This window comes from Actinoplanes sichuanensis (assembly GCF_033097365.1).
Taxonomy (GTDB): domain Bacteria; phylum Actinomycetota; class Actinomycetes; order Mycobacteriales; family Micromonosporaceae; genus Actinoplanes; species Actinoplanes sichuanensis.
In genome coordinates, this window is sequence record NZ_AP028461.1 from 7,127,190 (window position 1) to 7,144,480 (window position 17,291).

Genomic DNA, 17,291 nt, shown 5'->3' on the forward strand with positions numbered 1-17,291 from the left:
ACTCGTTCGTAGTACCTGTCCCGAACGTGCTCCGGTCGAACCGGAGGTGACGCGCCCGCGGCGGTGCTGTCGCCCGATAGAGGTGTTGACCGCCATCTTTGCGTCCGTCAATTCTGTCCCGCGTCGCGAGAGCTGAGGTCCCGCGTCGCGAGAGCAGAGGAGACCTGATGGGGCGGGACGGGCGCACCGATCGGAGCCGGACCATCCGCGGCCGCGTCGTCCGCATGCTGGCGCTGCCGGTCGCGGCGATGATGCTGCTACTCACCGTGGTGGTGGTCGAGGAGTTCGCCACCTACCGGCTGGCGGCCCGGACCGGCCATGCCGTCGCCCTCGACCTGGCCGTGCAGGCCTTGGCCCAGGAGGTCCAGACCGAACGTGGTGTCACCGTCGGTCTCCTCGCCGGCAATCAGGACTTCAGCGCCGAGATCACCCCGGCCCGGCGACGCGTCGACGCCCAGCGAGCCGCCGTGGAACAGCTCGTCGAGCAGCGCGGCGACCTGGACGGGCAGGTCGGTGAGGCCCTGGAACAGGCGCAGGTGCTCGCCTCGATCCGCGGCGAGGTGGACGGCGGCGTGGCCGACCGGACCGAGACCTTCGAGGATTACAACGAGGTCGTCGAGGAGCTGGGCGAGGTCTACTTCGCGCTGGACAACGCGGCCGACGCCACCATGCGCCTGGGCTCCGAGTCGCTGGCGATGCTCAACCTGGCCAAGGAGGCGACCGCCCGGCAGCGGGCCTTCCTCAACGGCGTCTTCTCAGCGGGCGGATTCGCCGACGGCGAGTTCCTGCGGTACGTCCAGCTGCGCGCCGACCTGGACGCGGCCTATGCCGAGTTCGAGGAGTACGCGACTCCGCAGGCACTCGCCGCGAAGGACCAGTTCCTGGCCAGCGGACCGGCCAAACGGGCCCAGCAGCTGGAGAACCGGGCACTGCGCTCCGGTGACGGCAAGACGCTCCGCGCCGACGCGCAACTCTGGTGGACCTCGACCGGCCCGGTGCTCGACGACATGTCCGCGCTGGCCCGGCAGATCGGGGCGAGTCTGGAGCAACGCGCTCAGGAGCTGCTCGACGAAGCGAACCTGCGGCTCGCCGGGCTCGCCGCGGTGGTCCTGGTCTGCGTCGGCATCGCGGTCTACCTGGGCACCGTCGCCGCCCGTTCGATCGCCAGTCCGCTGTCCGCGCTGGCCGACGAGGCGAACCGGCTGGCCGGCGAACGGCTGCCGGAGGCCGTGCGGCGGGCGGTCTCCGGTGACGCGACCGGGCCGCCGGGCGCGGTGCGGGTGGCCGAGCGGGCCAGCTCCGAGGTCCGGCTGGTGGCCGACGCGTTCGACCGGGTCCAGGCGACGGCCTACGCGTTGGCCACCGAGCAGGCCGAGTTGCGCCGGGCGGGCGCCGAGTCACTGGCCAACCTCGGCCGCCGCAACCAGAACCTGCTGCGTCGCCAGCTCGGCTTCATCACCAAGCTGGAGCAGGAGGAGTCCAGCCCGACCGGCCTGGCCAACCTGTTCGAACTGGACCACCTGGCCACCCGCATGCGGCGCAACGCGGAGAGCCTGCTGGTGCTGGTCGGCGCGGCCAGTCCCCGGCAGTGGTCCCGGCCGCTGCCGCTGACCGACGTGATCCGGGCCGCGGTCTCCGAGGTCGAGGAGTACCGGCGGGTGTCGCTACGCCGGCTCGACGAGGCGATGATCTCCGGCTCGACCGCGAGCGGCCTGGCCCACATGCTCGCCGAACTGATCGAGAACGGCCTCGCCTTCTCGCCCCCGGACCTCGACGTGGAACTGCACGGGCGGATCGTCGACGACGGCTACCTGATCGCGGTCTGCGACCAGGGCGTCGGGATGAGCGAGGAGGAGCTGGAGACCGCCAACCAGCGACTGCGGGGCGAGGGCGACTTCCTCACCGCGCCGGCCCGGTTCCTCGGCCACTACGTCGTCGGCCGGCTGGCCGCCGAGATGGGCGTGAGCGTGCAGCTGGCCCGGTCGCCGGTCACCGGGGTGACCGCCCGGGTCTGCCTACCGGCGGAGATGCTGGCCGCGCCGGCCGCGTCCCTGAACGGTCCGCCGGAGGCCCGCAAACCGTCCCCGCTGCGAAGTGTGCCCCCGGCGAAACCGGAGGTACCGGCGGTCACCGGCCCGAAACCGGCCGAACTCCCGTCGCTGCAGCCGCCGGAGCCCCCGTCGCAGCCGCTCCAGGTCGACTACGTGGTGCTGGACGAGCAACCGGCCGTACCCGCACCACGCCGGCCCGTGGAAGCCGGGCTTCCGCACGCCGAACACACCGTCAACGGCCTGCGTCGGCGCACCCCCCGTGCACAGCGGAACCGATCCGAGACCACGATGCCGCTTCCCGCGGTCGCGGCCGAGCCGACCGTCCCGGTCACCGCGTCACCGGAGGCGGTCCGGGACCGGCTGACCGCCCTGCGCGCCGGTATCCAGCGCGGAAGCGGCATGGGCCGGCACGCGGTCGGCCTTTCCCAGCCCGGCATCGAGCCCGGTGGCGCGAGCCTGCCTCGTCGTCGTGAACCCAGCTTCATCAGTGAGGAGATCCCGTGAGCGTCGAGGCCCAGGCCGACCGGCATCAGTTCAACTGGCTGCTCGGCAACTTCGTCCATCAGACCGACGGCGTACGCGATGCCGTGGCCGTCTCCTCCGACGGCCTGCTGATCGCCGCGTCCGACGGGCTGGCCCGGGCCGAGGCCGACCAGCTCGGGGCGATCGTGTCCAGCATGGCCAGCCTGGCCCGCAGCGCGTCCCGCCGCTACGACTTCGACGGCCTCAAACTCATCATGATCGAGATGCTGCGCGGCTTCCTGGTGATCTCGGTGATCCCCGGCGGCAGCTGCCTCGGCGTGGTGGCCTCCGGCGACAGTGACCTCGGCCTGGTCGGGTACGAGATCTCGATGCTCGCCGAACGGTTCGGCGACCTGCTGACCCCGGCCCTGATCGCCGAATCGCGGCAGCAGCTCCCCCGATGAGAGACCACGACGCCGAGGAACCGGTGGTGCGCCCGTTCATGCTGACCGGCGGGCGCACCCAGCCACTGCACGACGGACTTCGGATCGAGACCCAGTTGTACGCCGCACCGGCCGCCCTGTCCGCGCCGCTGCGGTTCGAGGCCCGCCGGATCGTCGAGCTCTGCCAGCGGCCGATGTCGGTGGCCGACCTGTCGTCGGCGCTGCGCGCCCCGCTCGGGGTGGTCCGGGTGATCGTCGCGGACCTGATGACGCAGGGACTGTTGCAGGCCGGTGAGATGCCCGGTGAGCTGACCACCGCGTTGATCGAGAGGATCAGGGATCGTGTTCGGGCGCTCTAGCACGGTGGCGGCCCCGTCACCGGTCGCTGTCAAGATCGTGATCAGTGGCGGTTTCGGGGTGGGCAAGACCACCTTCGTCGGCGCGATCTCGGAGATCGAGCCGCTGGTGACCGAGGCCGAGATGACCGAACGGTCGATCGGCGTCGACGACACCACGGCGGTGGCCGCGAAGACCACCACGACGGTGGCCCTGGACTTCGGCCGGATCACCCTGGACGAGTCGCTGTTGCTCTACCTGTTCGGGACGCCGGGGCAGGACCGGTTCGCGTTCCTCTGGGACGACCTGGTGCACGGGGCGCTCGGCGCGATCGTGCTGGTCGACACCCGCCGCATCGAGGACTGCTTCCCGGCGATCGACTACTTCGAGGAACACGACATCCCGTTCATCATCGGCATCAACGCCTTCGAGGGCGCCCGCCGCTTCGACCCGGCCGAGATCCGCGACGCGCTGGGGGTCGCGGAGGGCATGCCGCTGCTGGAGTGCGACGCCCGCCAGCGGGATTCGGTGAAGACCGTCCTGGTGGCCCTGACCGAACGGGTCCTGGCCCGCCGCCTGGCCCGCCAGTGACCCCGACCGGCGTTTCGGGCGGCGAAGCCGTCCGGGGTGGCGGAAGCGGTGAGCCGCGGGTGAGTGCCGGTCGACGCCGGTCCCGCGGCCACCGCACACGCCCGGCGGTCGCGGTGGAGGCCCTGACTCCCGCCTCCGTCGCGGCGTAGGGGACGGTGCTCTTCGTAGCCGTACCGAATCAACGCTCGGTGAGGGTGCCGTCCGCCTCGACGTATTCGGCGGACGTCTCGGGGCAGACCCAGAGGTTTCCGTCTTTGGCGACCAACGGTCGGCCGGCCCGGCCGACCCGGCGCGCCGGAACCCCCACCACCAGGGCGAAGTCCGGGACGTCCTTGGTGACCACCGCGCCTGCGGCGACCAGGGCCCACCGGCCGACGGTGACCGGCGCGACGCAGACGGCGCGGGCGCCGATCGCAGCGCCCTCACCGATGGTGACACCGACCGCGGTCCAGTCGTCACCGGTCTTGAGGCGCCCGTCGGGGGTGACGGCGCGCGGGTACTCGTCGTTGGTGAGCACCGCGGCCGGGCCGATGAAGACGCCGTCGCCGAGGCGGGCCGGTTCGTAGACGAGCGCGTGGTTCTGCAGCTTCACGTTGTCGCCGATGACCACGCCGGGGCCGACGTACGCGCCACGGCCCACGTTGCAGTCGGTGCCGAGCGTCGCGTTCTCCCGGATCTGGGCGAGATGCCAGATCCGCGTGCCGGCGCCGATCGAGGCCCGCTCGTCCACATCGGCGGTCGGGGCGACATTGACGGTCATGTGGAGCCTTCCGGAAGATCGGCGAGAATCGGGGCACAGGCTAGCTGCTGAGACTCCGAATCGATGTCAGCAAGACGACGTTCTCCGCCGAACTGACCGTTGGGTTGCGTGATCGCTGACCGACAGGCGTACCCCGATCAGCCGAAGGGACGCGATGACCCCGCAGCTACGTCGGAAATCCATTCGCTGACTGGCGCTCGGTTGCGGCGAATCGATAGCTTTCCGGGCGGACTGCGTCGGCACCGTCCGTCCACTCTGCGCGGACGCGTTCCCGCCCAATCTCCGACGAAACGGATGCTCGTGACTTCTCCGCTCCCCGCTCCCATCGGTGTGGCCGTCGTCGGCGCCGGCTACTGGGGCCCCAACCTCGTCCGCAACTTCCAGAGCAGCCCGAACTTCCGGCTGCGCTGGCTCTGTGACCTCGACGTCGAGCGGGCCCAGCGGGTCCTCGGCGGCTACTCGACGGTCGGAGTCTCGGCCGACCTCGACGAGGTCCTGGCCGACCCGTCGGTCGACGCCGTGGCGATCGCCACACCGGCCGGCACGCACCTGCCGGTCGCGATGGCCGCGCTGCGCGCCGGCAAACACGTGCTGGTCGAGAAGCCCCTCGCGGCCACCCACGAGGAGGGCCTGAAACTGGTCGAGGAGGCCGACAAGCGCGGCCTGACGCTGATGTGCGACCACACCTACTGCTACACCCCCGCGGTGCTCCGGATCCGCGATCTGCTCGCCGCCGGCGAGCTGGGCGAACTGCACTTCCTCGATTCGGTACGGATCAACCTGGGCCTGGTCCAGCGGGACATCGACGTGATCTGGGACCTGGCGCCGCACGACCTGTCGATCCTCGACTTCGTGCTGCCGCCGTCGGTGCGCCCGGTCGCGGTCGCCGCGCACGGGGCCGACGGCATCGGCGCCGGCCGGGCCTGCGTGGCGTATCTCACGCTCCAGCTGAACACCGGCGCGATCGCCCACATCCACGTGAACTGGCTCTCCCCGGTCAAGGTACGCACCGCGATCTTCGGTGGGTCGAAACGGACCCTGGTGTGGGACGACCTGAACCCCAGCCAGCGGCTGTCCATCTACGACCGCGGCGTCGACGTGGCCTCCCCGGACGAGCTCGGCGACGAGCAGCGGCGGGACATCCTGGTGTCGTACCGCTCGGGTGACGTGGTCTCCCCGGCGCTCACCGAGCGTGAGGCGCTGCGGACCATGGTCGACGAGTACGCACGGGCCATCACGACCGGTACCCCCGCCCTCACCGACGGTCGATCGGGACTTCGGGTCCTTGAGATCCTCCAGGCCGCCTCGCGTAGCCTCGCCGAGGGCGGCACCATGATCAAGCTGAACGAAGGGCACACGGCGTGACTGGAGTATCGATCGAGGGCACCAAGGCCCTGGTCACCGGCGGGGCGGGCACCATCGGCTCGCACGTCGTCGACGAGCTCGTCCGGGGCGGGGCCGCGGAGATCGTCGTGCTCGACAACTTCGTGCGCGGCCGGCGCGAGAACCTGGCCTGGGCGTTGGCGAACAAGAGCGACATCAACCTGGTCGAGGGCGACATCCGCGACCGGGAGCTGGTCCGCTCGCTCACCGAGGGTAAGGATCTCGTCTTCCACCTGGCGGCGATCCGGATCACCCAGTGCGCGGAGGAGCCCCGGCTCGCCAACGAGGTCCTGGTGGACGGCACCTTCAACGTGATCGAGGCGGCCGCCGAGGCCGGGGTCAAGAAGGTCATCGCGTCGTCGTCGGCGTCGGTCTACGGCCTGGCCGAGGAGTTCCCGACCACCGAGCGGCACCACCCGTACAACAACGACACGTTCTACGGTGCGGCGAAGGCGTTCAACGAGGCCACGCTGCGCAGCTTCAAGGCGATGAAGGACCTGGACTACGTCGCCCTGCGCTACTTCAACGTGTACGGCCCGCGGATGGACATCTACGGCCTGTACACCGAGGTGCTGATCCGCTGGATGGAGCGCATCGAGTCGGGCACTCCCCCGCTGATCCTCGGCGACGGCCTGGCCACCATGGACTTCGTGCACGTGGCGGACATCGCCCGCGCCAACATCCTGGCCGCCCAGGCGGACGTCACCGACGAGGTCTTCAACATCGCCGCCAGCGAGGAGACCAGCCTCAAGGACCTGGCCGCCGCGCTCAGCGCGGTGATGAAGTCGGACCTCGTCCCGGAGCACGGCCCGGCCCGCGCGGTCAACGGCGTCACCCGGCGGCTCGCCGACATCACCCAGGCGGAGCAGAAGCTCGGCTGGAAGCCGCAGCTCACCCTGCACGAGGGCCTGCAGGGTCTCGTCGACTGGTGGCGGTCGTCCAAGTGATCCCGGTGATGATCCCCGACCTCGGGGAAGAGGAGGCCCAGGCCGCGGCCGAGGCGATCCGCTCCGGCTGGGTCGCCCAGGGTCCGCGGGTGGCGCGGTTCGAGCAGGAGTTCGCGGCCGCCGTCGGCGCCGGGCACGGTGTCGCCGTGTCGTCCTGCACGACCGGCCTGCACCTGGCTCTGGTGCTGCTCGACATCAAGCCCGGTGACGAGGTCATCGTGCCGTCGCTGTCGTTCATCGCCACCGCCAACGCGGTCCGCTACGTGGGTGCCACCCCGGTCTTCGCCGACGTCGAGCTGGCCACCGGCAACGTCACCGTGGAGACGGTGGACGCGGTGCGTACCGAGCGGACCCGCGCGGTCATCGCGGTGCACCAGGGTGGGGTGCCGTTCGACACGGCGGCGCTGCGCAAGGCCACCGACGGCTGGGGCATCGGGCTGGTCGAGGACGCCGCGTGCGCGGCCGGTTCGACCGCGTACGGCGCACCGGCCGGCACCGGTGCCCGGGTGGCCGCGTGGTCGTTCCACCCGCGCAAGCTCATCACCACCGGTGAGGGCGGCATGGTGACGGTGGACTCGGCGGACGCCGCCACCCGTCTCAAGCGGCTCCGTGAGCACGGCATGAACGTCTCCGCCGCCGACCGGCACGCGTCGAAGCAGCCGGTGCTGGAGGCGTACCTGGAGACCGCCTACAACTACCGGATGACCGACATCCAGGCCGCGGTCGGCCTGGTGCAGCTGGGCAAACTCGCCGGGCTGGTCGCTCAGCGCCGGCAGTTCGCGGCCCGCTACCAGGAGCTCCTGTCGGACATCGACGGGCTCGTCCCGGTCCGTGACCCGGCCTACGGGCAGACCAACTACCAGTCGTTCTGGGTGCTGCTCGACGGCTTCCGGGCGAGCCGGGACGAGGTCCTGACCGAACTGGCCGCTCGCGGAGTGTCCGCGCGGCGCGGCATCATGGCGGCGCATCTGGAGCCGGCCTACGCCGACGCCACGCCGGGACCGCTGCCGGTCACCGAACGGATCACGCGCGAGTCGCTGATCCTGCCGCTGCACCACAAGCTCACCGAAGCAGACCAGGACCACATCATCGGCGTGCTGCGCGAGCTGGCCATCCGGTGAGAGACCTGGTCATCGTCGGGGCGGGCGGGTTCGCCCGGGAGACGGCCGCGGCCGCTCTCGCGGGTGGCCGGCGGGTCCTCGGGTTCGTCGACGACAACCCGGACCTGCACGGGACCGTCCGCTCCGGCCTGCCCATCCTCGGCCCGGTCGACCACGTGACCGGGCTCGACGCCGACGTCGTGGTGTGCGTGGGCAATCCACGCAACTTCACGGTCCGGCAGCAGATCGTGGAACGGCTGGGCCTCGACCCGGCCCGGTACGCCACGGTGCTGCACCCGTCGGTGTCGATCGGCACGGGCAGCACCGTCGGCGAGGGCACCGTACTGCTGGCCGGCACCGTGCTGACCGCCGACGTGACGGTGGGCGCGCACGTGGCGGTCATGCCGCAGGTCGTGCTCACCCACGACGACCTGGTGGGTTCCTACGCCACCGTCGCCTCCGGGGTCCGACTCGGCGGCGGGGCGATCCTCGAGACCGGCGCGTACGTCGGTTCCGGCGCCATGATCCGCGAGGGTGTCACGGTCGGTGCCTGGGCGCTGGTCGGCATGGGCTCGGTCGTCCTGCACGACGTCCCGACCGGCGAGATCTGGGCCGGCAGCCCGGCCCGCTTCCTGAAGAACGTCCCGACCGTCCCGTCCGTCCTGGAAAGGCAGTCCTCATGACCCGCATCCCGCTCGTCGACCTCGCCGCCGCCCACGCGGAGGTGGCCGAGGAGGTCGAGGCCGGCTTCAAGCGCATCATCGCCGACACGGCCTTCATCGGCGGGGCGGAGGTGGCCGCGTTCGAGAGCGAGTACGCCGCGTTCTCCGGGCTGCCGCACGCGATCGGGGTGGCCAACGGCACCGACGCGCTGGAGCTGGCGTTCAAGGCGGTCGGCGTGGGCCCGGGCACCGAGGTCATCCTGCCGGCGAACACGTTCATCGCCACCGCCGAGGCGGTCGCCCGGACCGGTGCGCAGGTCGTGCTGGTCGACTGCGACCCGAGCACCTACCTGATCGACGTGGACGCCGCGCTCGCCGCGATCACGCCGCGCACCCGGGCCATCGCGCCGGTCCACCTGTACGGCCAGCTCGCCCCGGTCGACCAGCTCAAAGCCGGTCTCGCGGGCCGAGACATCGTGATCGTCGAGGACGCCGCCCAGTCGCAGGGCGCCACCCGGCACGGCCTCGGCTCCGGCGTCGACGGGATCGCCGCGACCAGCTTCTACCCGGGCAAGAACCTGGGCGCCTACGGTGACGCCGGCGCGGTGACCACCGCCGTCGAGGAGTGGGCCACCACGGTCCGCACCCTGGGCAGCCACGGTGGCCTGCGCAAGTACCACCACGACCTGGTCGGCGTGAACAGCCGCCTGGACGGCCTGCAGGCGGTCGTGCTGCGCGCCAAGCTGGCCCGCCTGGCCGGCTGGAACGAGCAGCGCCGCGCCGCCGCCGCCCGCTACCACGAGCTGCTGTCCGGCCTGGAGCAGGTGGTCCGCCCGGTCACGCTGGACGGCAACGTGCCCGTGTGGCACATCTACTGCGTCCGGGTGCCGAACCGGGACGAGGTGCTGGCGAAGCTGAACGCCGCCGGTGTCGGCGCGGCCATCCACTACCCGATCCCGGTGCACAAGACCGGCGCCTTCGCGGACCTGGGCGGTTCCTTCCCGAACGCCGAGACCGTCGCGCCGGAGATCCTGTCGCTGCCGATCTACCCGCAGATCACCGCGGACCAGCAGGCCCGGGTCGCCGAGGAACTGACCAACGCGCTGCGCGCGTCCTGAGGAGGTTCGTCAGATGGCAGACGCCGCGATCGTCACCGGCGGCGGTGACCGCCGGTTACCCTCGCTGACCGGCCTGCGGTTCATCGCGGCGTTCGCCGTCTTCGGTTTCCACGTGTCCGTCGCCGACCTCTTCACGGAGGACGGCGGCGTACCGGGTGTGCTGGACGTGGTGTTCCGGCAGGGTGCGACGGGGGTGTCGTTCTTCTTCATCCTGAGCGGCTTCGTGCTCTGCTGGTCGGCCCGGCCCGGTGACACCATGCGGCGCTTCTGGCGGCGACGCGCGGCCAAGGTGTACCCGAACCACCTGGCCACGGCCCTGTTCGCGCTGGCGGTCGTGGTCGTCGCGGGCACCGCCGTCTCGGCCGGGTCGGTGGTGGCGAACCTGTTGCTGCTGCAGGCGTGGGTGCCGGTGGAGTCGGTCTACTACGGGCTGAACACCCCGAGCTGGTCGCTCTCCGTCGAGGCGTTCTTCTACCTCTGTTTCCCGCTGATCCTGCGGGTCGTCGACCGGCTGCCCCGGCCCTGGCTGTGGCCGCTGACCGGTGCCGTGCTGGCCGCGGTCTGCCTGATGCCGGCCGTGGCGCTGGGCCTTCCGGAGGACCTGCGCTACTGGTTCATCTACGTCAGCCCGCCAGTGCGGATGCTGGAGTTCGTCGTCGGCATCCTGCTGGCCCGGATCGTGCGCGACGGTCTCTGGATCCGGCTCACCGTGGTGCCGGCCGCGCTGCTCGCCGTCGCCGCGTACTTCGGTTCGGGTTTCCTGCCGCTCGGCTTCGCCTACGTGGCGGGCACCGTCATCCCGCTCGCGCTGCTGATCCCCGCCGTCGCCGTCAGCGACCTGCGCGGCACCAGCACCTTCCTGCGGCGCCGCACGATGATCTGGCTGGGTGAGGTGTCGTTCGCCTTCTACCTGGTCCATCAGCTGGCGATCCGGCTGGTCGAGCGGGCGCTGGGCGCGCAGACCTGGTCGCACCCGGCCGGGATGCTGGTGGCATTCGCCATGCTGGCGCTGTCGCTGGTGGGAGCATGGGCGCTGTACCAGATCGTGGAGAAGCCCGCGATGCGGTGGTTCTCCGGGAGCAGGACCCGTCCGGTGCAGACCCCCGCACCGAGCACCATCACGCCCTGATCAGGAAGAAAGCACCATGTATGTGAGTTTGCGGGACCGGCCCGGAGCCGACTCCGGAAAATCCGGGACCATCCGGCGGGTCTCGTCGACGGTCGTGCTCCTCGGTGTGGTGAGCCTGCTGACCGATGTGTCGTCGGAGATGGTGGCGTCGGTCCTCCCGCTGTATCTCACCGCCGCGGTCGGGTTGAGCCCGGTCGCGTACGGCTTCCTGGACGGCATGTATCAGGGCGTCAGCGCCTTCCTGCGGATCGCCGGCGGCTATGCCGGCGACCGCGGCGGCCAGCCCAAGTGGGTGGCGGTTCTCGGTTACGGCGCGTCCGCGATCAGCCGCATCGCCATGCTCGTGGCGACCGGCTTCGCCGCCATCACCGCGGTGGTGACCGTCGACCGCCTCGGCAAAGGGCTGCGCACCGCGCCCCGGGACGCGTTGATCGCCGAGGCCTCCGACCCGAAGATGCTCGGCCGCGCGTTCGGTGTGCACCGCACGCTGGACACGATCGGTGCCGCGCTCGGCCCGCTGGTGGCGTTCGCGCTGCTCGCCGCCGTCCCGGGTAGTTACGACTCGATCTGGGTGGTGTCGTTCGCGTTCGCCATCGTCGGCGTCGCGGTGCTGGTCCTGTTCGTGCCGAATCTGCGCACCGCCGCCGGTTCGGCCCGGATCGGTCTGCGACGCACGTTCCGGGCGGTGTCCGGCCGCAGGCTGCGCCGCCCACTGATCGCGGCCGGGGTGCTCGGCCTGCTGACCATCGGCGACGGGTTCCTCTACCTGTCGCTGCAGGAGCGCGACGACTTCGCCGCCGTCTACTTCCCGCTGCTCTACGTCGGTACGAACATCGCGTACCTGGCGCTCGCCGTGCCTCTGGGCCGGCTGGCCGACCGGGTGGGCCGGGCCCGGGTGCTGATCGCCGGACACGGCGCGCTGCTCGCCGGTTACCTGGTCGCCGCGTTGCCGGCCGGTGGGCTCGGGCTGACCCTGGTCGTCCTGCTGCTGCTCGGCGTCTTCTACGCGGCCACCGACGGGGTCCTGCCCGCCCTGGTCAGCCGCCTGGTGCCGGACGAGGCGCGGGGCAGCGGCATCGCCGCGGCGCAGACCGTCGTGGCGCTGGCCCGGTTCGCCTCGTCGCTGGCCTTCGGTCTGCTCTGGAGCCTGCAGGGCCCGAGCTGGTCGCTGCTGCTCTTCGCCGGTCTGTTGACGGCCGCGATACCCGCGGTGGCGTGGCTGCTGCGCGGCGTCGACGCCGAGGCGACCGCGTGAGCGGCCGCAATCGTGTCATCGCGCTCGTCGCCGTCCTGCTGGCAGCCCTGATCGGTGCCGGCGGATACGTCTGGAACGTCCGGAAGAGTCAGGCCGAGACGCTCGCCTCGGCACCGCCGGTCGACCAGGGCGGTGATCTGCAGTCACTGCGTACCCAGCCGCACATCGTGTTCCGCAGCAACGCCCTCGGGGAGACCTACGGCCGGGTGGCGGTGGTCCCGCTCAGTGCGCCGAACGGGCCGCGGGCGTTCACCCCGGCCTCCTGCGAGCGGGTGTACGCCACGTCGGCCGACACGATCTGCCTGTCCGCCCAGCGTGGACTGGTCACCACCTATCAGTCACGGCTGCTGGACGCCGGCTGGAACGAGGCCCGCGAACTGCCGCTGACCGGGCTGCCGAGCCGCGCCCGCCTGTCCCGGGACGGCTCGCTGGTCGCCACCACGACGTTCGTCTACGGCGACTCCTACGCCAACCCCGGCCAGTTCTCCACCCGGACGGTGGTGACCCGCACCGACGGTGAGGTGGTCGGCGACATCGAGAAGTTCAAGCTGGTCGTGGACGGCAAAGTGATCACCGCCTCGGACAAGAACCTGTGGGGCGTCACGTTCGCCGACGACAACGACCGCTTCTTCGCCACGGCCGCGTCCGGCGGGAAGACCTGGCTCGTCGAAGGCAGCCTGCAAGCACGCACGGTCACCTCGATCCGCGGTGACGTGGAATGCCCGTCGCTCTCGCCGGACAAGACCCGGATCGCCTTCAAGAAGCACGGCGACCTGCCCGCCGGTAAGTGGCGGCTGGCTGTTTACAATCTCCGGACCGGAACGGAGATCGAACTGGCCGAAACACGCAGCATCGACGACCAGGCCGAGTGGCTGGACGACTCGACCATCCTTTACGGCCTGTCACACAATACTGACGGTTCGGCGTCGAGTGATGTCTGGAAAGTGCCCGCCGACGGGTCCGGAAAGCCGGAAGTACTGATCAGTGACGCGTGGTCACCGGCGGTCGTCCGATGAGGTGAGGGGCCCTTTGTGCGATGCGGTCCAGCCGAACGGATGATCAACAACGACCAGGCGGCGGCCACATCGAAAGCCCTCACCGATGCCTTAACGGCGCTTGATCTCCTATTTTCACACTGCACATCCGGGCTCTCACCGGCGAATCGTGCGAGTTGATTCCCTTTGGAAAGGTTGGTGTCCGGCAGAAATGGACAAACAAGGGGCGGAGCCGGTGGCACCAGGGGCGGCCGGCCCCCCGATGCCACAGATAACGCGCTGGATACGCCGGATCAGCCAACAGCCCCGGCGTTCCCTCGTCGGCGCCTTCGTCGCCGTGACACTGGTCGCCGCGTCACTGGTCGGCGGCTCGACGCCCGCCGCCGCGGAGACGTGCGGCGACAATCCGATCGTCTGTGAGAACGCTCTGGACGGCAGCCCGTCCTCGGAGTGGGAGATCAGCGGCGCCGGTGATCACACGATCCAGGGCTTCGCCGCCGACATCAGCGTGAACGCGGGCCAGCGGATCGACTTCAAGATCAAGACTGAGGCCTCCGCGTACTCGATCAAGGTGTACCGCCTCGGCTGGTACGACGGCGACGGCGCCCGGTTCATCACCGACGTCGACCCGACCTCGTACGACCCGCAGCCGGAGAACTGCATCACCGACGAGGACCTCCAGCTGCTCGACTGCGGCAACTGGCACGTGTCGGCGCACTGGAACGTCCCGACCACGCAGGTGTCCGGCATCTACGTCGCCCGGCTCAAGCGCACGGACATCACCACCACCGAGGCCAGCCATATCACCTTCGTGGTGCGCAACGACAACAGCCACTCGGACCTGTACTTCAAGACCTCGGACGCGACCTGGCAGGCGTACAACCTGTACGGCGGCGCCGACTTCTACCAGGCGCCGGTCAACGGCCGGGCCCTGAAGATCAGCTACAACCGGCCGTTCGCGACCCGCGGCTCGGACCACGGCCGCGACTTCCTGTTCAGCAACGAGTACCCGATGCTGCGGTTCCTGGAGCGCAACGGGTACGACATGAGCTACACGACGGACGTCGACACCGACCGGCACGGCGAGCTGATCAAGAACCACAAGACGTTCCTCTCCGTCGGTCACGACGAGTACTGGTCCGGTGCGCAGCGCGCGCATGTCGAGGCCGCCCGCGACGCCGGGGTGAACCTGGCGTTCTTCAGCGGCAACGAGGTCTACTGGCGGACCCGCTGGGAGACCAGCAAGGACGGTTCGGGTACGCCGTACCGCACGCTGGTCTGCTACAAGGAGACCTGGGGCAAGGCGAAGATCGACGACACCACCCCGGAGTGGACCGGCACCTGGCGTGACCCGCGGTTCGCCACCCAGGAACAGGGCGCCGGCCTGCCGGAGAACGCACTGACCGGCACCCTGTACATGGCCAACTACACCGACCTGGCCCTGCAGGTGCCGGCCGCACAGGGCAAGCTGCGGCTGTGGCGCAACACAGGGCTGGAGGACATGGCCGCCAACACGACGGCCACCCTGGCACCGCACACCATCGGTTACGAGTCGGACGAGGACATCGACAACGGCTTCCGACCGGCGGGCCTGATCCGGCTGTCCACCACGACCGGGCCGACCCCGGAGTACCTGCAGGACTTCGGCAACGTCACGCTGGCCGGCACCACCACGCACCACCTGACGCTGTACAAGGCCGAAAGCGGCGCCCTGGTCTTCGGTGCGGGCACCGTGCAGTGGGCCTGGGGTCTGGACCAGAAGCACGACGGCGTGGACCCGCAGCCGGCCGACGAGAAGATGCAGCAGGCGACCGTCAACATCCTCGCCGACATGGGCAACCAGCCCGCGACGCGGATGAGCAACCTGGACGCGGCCGTCGCGTCCAACGACACGCAGGCGCCGACCGTGACCATCACGAGCCCGGCGAACAACGCGAAGGTGACGAACGGCTCGCAGGTCACCCTGCAGGGCACCGCCACCGACGCGGGCGGCGGCAAGGTCGCCGGTGTCGAGGTCTCCACCGACTCGGGCTCCACCTGGCACCCGGCCGACGGGACCACGTCCTGGTCGTACAGCTTCTACACCAGCGGCGCCGGACTGCAGGCGGTCCGGGTGCGCGGCATCGACGACAGCGCCAACATCCAGGAGCCGTCGACGGTCGTGAACCTGAAGCTGACCGGCCCGACCACGATCTTCGGCAACAAGGTGCCGGAGAACCCGGCGGCCGACGACGACAGCGCGATCGAGCCGGGCATCCGGTTCAAGGCCACCGACGACGGCTACATCACCGGCATCCGCTTCTACAAGGGCGCCGGCAACACCGGCTCGCACGTCGGCAGCCTCTGGTCGGCCGACGGCGACCGGCTCGCCACCGGCACGTTCGCCAACGAGTCGAGTGCGGGCTGGCAGAAGCTGACCTTCGCGAATCCCGAGCGGATCAGCAAGAACACGGTGTACGTGGCCTCGTACACCGCCCCCAACGGGCACTACGCGGCCGACGGCTCGGCGTTCAGCCTGGCCGGGGTGGACTCGTCGCCGCTCAACGCACCGAAGTCCACGCTCACCCAGGGCAACGGCGTGTACGCGTACAACGCGGGTTTCCCGACCCACTCGTACGGTGACACGAACTACTACGTGGACGTCATGTTCGTCTCCAGCGACAAGGGCGCGCCGTCACCGGTGTCGCTCTCGCCGGTGGCCGGCGCCACGGTCGTCCCGCTCAGCGCGGAGCCGTCGGTGAAGTTCAGCCGGCCGCTCGACCACGACTCGATCGAGTTCGGTCTGAAGTCCGCCGCGGGCGTCGCGGTGCCCGGTGGGTTCTCCTACGACGCGGACGACCGGCGGGTCACGTTCTCGCCGAGCGTCCCGCTGGAGGCCTCCACCAAGTACACCGCGACCGTGCTGGCCAGCGACACCGGTGGCACGCCGAGCGACGAGCCGACGGTGTGGTCGTTCACCACGGACTCCACCTCGCAGATCGCCACGCTGTTCGCCGACGACGCCACCCCGCAGATCGCCGCCGACAGTGACAACAGCGCGATCGAGCTGGGCGTGAAGTTCATCCCCGCCAAGGACGGCAAGGTGCTCGGGGTGCGCTTCTGGCAGGGCCCGGGCAACGGTGGCACGCACACCGGCACCCTGTGGTCACCGACCGGCGGCGTCATGGCGCGGGCCACGTTCTCCGGTGAGACCGGGTCCGGATGGCAGAGTGTCCGGTTCGACTCGTCGGTCGCGGTGACCGCCGGGACGACGTACACGGTGTCGTACTACGCGCCGAACGGTCACTACTCGGCCACACCCGGGTTCTTCAGCTCGCTCTGGACCCGGGGACCGCTGAGCACACCGGCGACGACCGCCAACGGCGTCTACCGGTACGGGACGAACGGCTACCCGACCAGCTCGTACGGTTCGACCAACTACTGGGTGGACGCGCTGTTCGTGGCCGACACCACCGGCGACCCGGACCCGGATCCCGACCCGGACCCGAGCCCGAGTCCGACCCCCACCACGCCGCCGGACGGCAGCACGGTCGGGATCTTCACGGCGGACGCCACTCCGGACCACGCCAACTGGGACGACAACGACTCCATCACGGTGGGTGTCAAGTTCACCTCGGACGTGGCCGGCAAGGTGACCGGAATGCGGTTCTACAAGGGCCCGCAGAACACCGGCATCCACACCGGAACGCTCTACAACAGCGCCGGCGCACCCGTCGCCAGCGCACCGTTCACGAGCGAGACGGCGTCCGGATGGCAGAGCGTGACGTTCAGCCCGGCGGTCGACATCACTCCCGGTGAGACGTACACGGTCGCCTATTGGTCCTCCGCGGGCAAGTACGCGGTGAACCTCAACCAGTTCGCCTCGCAGGGCTTCGACACGCCTCCGCTGCACGTGGAGACCCGTGGCGGCGTGTACCGGCCGGGCGACGGGTTCCCCGCAACGATCACGAACCACAACTTCTGGGTGGACGTGCGGTTCAAGCCGAACAGCTGATCGGCTGACCACGGAGAAGGCCCTCACCGAAAGGTGAGGGCCTTCTCTCGTGTCACCGACTTCGT

At 70.3% G+C, this 17,291-nt stretch carries 14 protein-coding genes; 13 read left to right on the forward strand and 1 reads right to left on the reverse strand.

Annotated elements, in window-relative coordinates:
• The first annotated feature begins 167 nt into the window (after positions 1-167).
• The 4 genes from Q0Z83_RS32935 to Q0Z83_RS32950 are packed head-to-tail and all read left to right on the forward strand — an operon-like array spanning position 168 to position 3,883.
• Positions 168-2,555, forward strand: coding sequence for a sensor histidine kinase (locus Q0Z83_RS32935; RefSeq protein WP_317787130.1), 2,388 nt, complete (start codon positions 168-170; stop codon positions 2,553-2,555).
• Positions 2,552-2,977: a roadblock/LC7 domain-containing protein gene (locus Q0Z83_RS32940; RefSeq protein WP_109592918.1), complete on the forward strand. Its 426-nt coding sequence runs from the start codon at positions 2,552-2,554 to the stop codon at positions 2,975-2,977. The genes Q0Z83_RS32935 and Q0Z83_RS32940 overlap by 4 nt, the downstream gene beginning before the upstream one ends.
• Positions 2,974-3,315: a DUF742 domain-containing protein gene (locus Q0Z83_RS32945; RefSeq protein ID WP_317787131.1), complete on the forward strand. Its 342-nt coding sequence runs from the start codon at positions 2,974-2,976 to the stop codon at positions 3,313-3,315. Before Q0Z83_RS32940 ends, Q0Z83_RS32945 begins: the two co-directional genes overlap by 4 nt.
• Positions 3,296-3,883 carry a GTP-binding protein gene (locus Q0Z83_RS32950; protein WP_378079266.1) on the forward strand — a complete coding sequence of 196 codons (588 nt, stop codon included), beginning with the start codon at positions 3,296-3,298 and terminating at the stop codon, positions 3,881-3,883. The genes Q0Z83_RS32945 and Q0Z83_RS32950 overlap by 20 nt, the downstream gene beginning before the upstream one ends.
• Before the next feature lie 178 nt (positions 3,884-4,061).
• On the opposite strand, the gene Q0Z83_RS32955 is transcribed toward Q0Z83_RS32950, so the two are convergent.
• Positions 4,062-4,643 (reverse strand): acyltransferase, encoded by a 582-nt coding sequence (locus tag Q0Z83_RS32955; protein WP_317787132.1) that lies wholly within the window; start codon positions 4,641-4,643, stop codon positions 4,062-4,064.
• A 300-nt stretch (positions 4,644-4,943) separates the two neighbouring features.
• Between Q0Z83_RS32955 and Q0Z83_RS32960 the strand changes: the two genes are divergently transcribed.
• The 9 genes from Q0Z83_RS32960 to Q0Z83_RS33000 all read left to right on the forward strand — a co-directional run bounded on the left by Q0Z83_RS32960 (position 4,944) and on the right by Q0Z83_RS33000 (position 17,226).
• Entirely contained in the window at positions 4,944-6,008 is a 1,065-nt protein-coding gene (locus tag Q0Z83_RS32960; protein ID WP_317787133.1) for a Gfo/Idh/MocA family protein, read from the forward strand.
• Positions 6,005-6,973, forward strand: coding sequence for an NAD-dependent epimerase/dehydratase family protein (locus Q0Z83_RS32965; protein WP_317787134.1), 969 nt, complete (start codon positions 6,005-6,007; stop codon positions 6,971-6,973). Before Q0Z83_RS32960 ends, Q0Z83_RS32965 begins: the two co-directional genes overlap by 4 nt.
• Complete coding sequence (locus Q0Z83_RS32970) at positions 6,955-8,094, forward strand: DegT/DnrJ/EryC1/StrS family aminotransferase (RefSeq protein WP_317787135.1); 1,140 nt, start codon at positions 6,955-6,957, stop codon at positions 8,092-8,094. The genes Q0Z83_RS32965 and Q0Z83_RS32970 overlap by 19 nt, the downstream gene beginning before the upstream one ends.
• A complete protein-coding gene (locus Q0Z83_RS32975) occupies positions 8,091-8,756 on the forward strand; it encodes an acetyltransferase (RefSeq protein WP_317787136.1) in 666 nt (221 codons plus the stop codon). Before Q0Z83_RS32970 ends, Q0Z83_RS32975 begins: the two co-directional genes overlap by 4 nt.
• Positions 8,753-9,853: a DegT/DnrJ/EryC1/StrS family aminotransferase gene (locus Q0Z83_RS32980; protein ID WP_317787137.1), complete on the forward strand. Its 1,101-nt coding sequence runs from the start codon at positions 8,753-8,755 to the stop codon at positions 9,851-9,853. Before Q0Z83_RS32975 ends, Q0Z83_RS32980 begins: the two co-directional genes overlap by 4 nt.
• A 13-nt stretch (positions 9,854-9,866) precedes the next feature.
• Positions 9,867-10,982, forward strand: a complete 1,116-nt coding sequence (locus Q0Z83_RS32985) for an acyltransferase family protein (RefSeq protein ID WP_317787138.1) — start codon at positions 9,867-9,869, stop codon at positions 10,980-10,982.
• 16 nt (positions 10,983-10,998) lie between these two features.
• Positions 10,999-12,237 carry an MFS transporter gene (locus tag Q0Z83_RS32990; RefSeq protein ID WP_317787139.1) on the forward strand — a complete coding sequence of 413 codons (1,239 nt, stop codon included), beginning with the start codon at positions 10,999-11,001 and terminating at the stop codon, positions 12,235-12,237.
• The gene (locus Q0Z83_RS32995) at positions 12,234-13,253 is read left to right on the forward strand and encodes a TolB family protein (protein ID WP_317787140.1); all 1,020 of its coding nucleotides are present in this window, start codon (positions 12,234-12,236) and stop codon (positions 13,251-13,253) included. Before Q0Z83_RS32990 ends, Q0Z83_RS32995 begins: the two co-directional genes overlap by 4 nt.
• A 241-nt stretch (positions 13,254-13,494) precedes the next feature.
• Positions 13,495-17,226 (forward strand): DUF4082 domain-containing protein, encoded by a 3,732-nt coding sequence (locus tag Q0Z83_RS33000; protein WP_317787141.1) that lies wholly within the window; start codon positions 13,495-13,497, stop codon positions 17,224-17,226.
• Positions 17,227-17,291 lie beyond the last annotated feature (65 nt).

Excerpts from the sequence above, each read along its gene's own strand:
- Q0Z83_RS32990 (WP_317787139.1), top strand. The coding sequence starts at position 10,999 with ATGTATGTGAGTTTGCGGGACCGGCCCGGAGCCGACTCCGGAAAATCC.
- Q0Z83_RS33000 (WP_317787141.1), top strand. The coding sequence starts at position 13,495 with ATGCCACAGATAACGCGCTGGATACGCCGGATCAGCCAACAGCCCCGG.
- Q0Z83_RS32955 (WP_317787132.1), bottom strand. The coding sequence starts at position 4,643 with ATGACCGTCAATGTCGCCCCGACCGCCGATGTGGACGAGCGGGCCTCG.
- Q0Z83_RS32985 (WP_317787138.1), top strand. The coding sequence starts at position 9,867 with ATGGCAGACGCCGCGATCGTCACCGGCGGCGGTGACCGCCGGTTACCC.
- Q0Z83_RS32980 (WP_317787137.1), top strand. The coding sequence starts at position 8,753 with ATGACCCGCATCCCGCTCGTCGACCTCGCCGCCGCCCACGCGGAGGTG.
- Q0Z83_RS32935 (WP_317787130.1), top strand. The coding sequence starts at position 168 with ATGGGGCGGGACGGGCGCACCGATCGGAGCCGGACCATCCGCGGCCGC.
- Q0Z83_RS32945 (WP_317787131.1), top strand. The coding sequence starts at position 2,974 with ATGAGAGACCACGACGCCGAGGAACCGGTGGTGCGCCCGTTCATGCTG.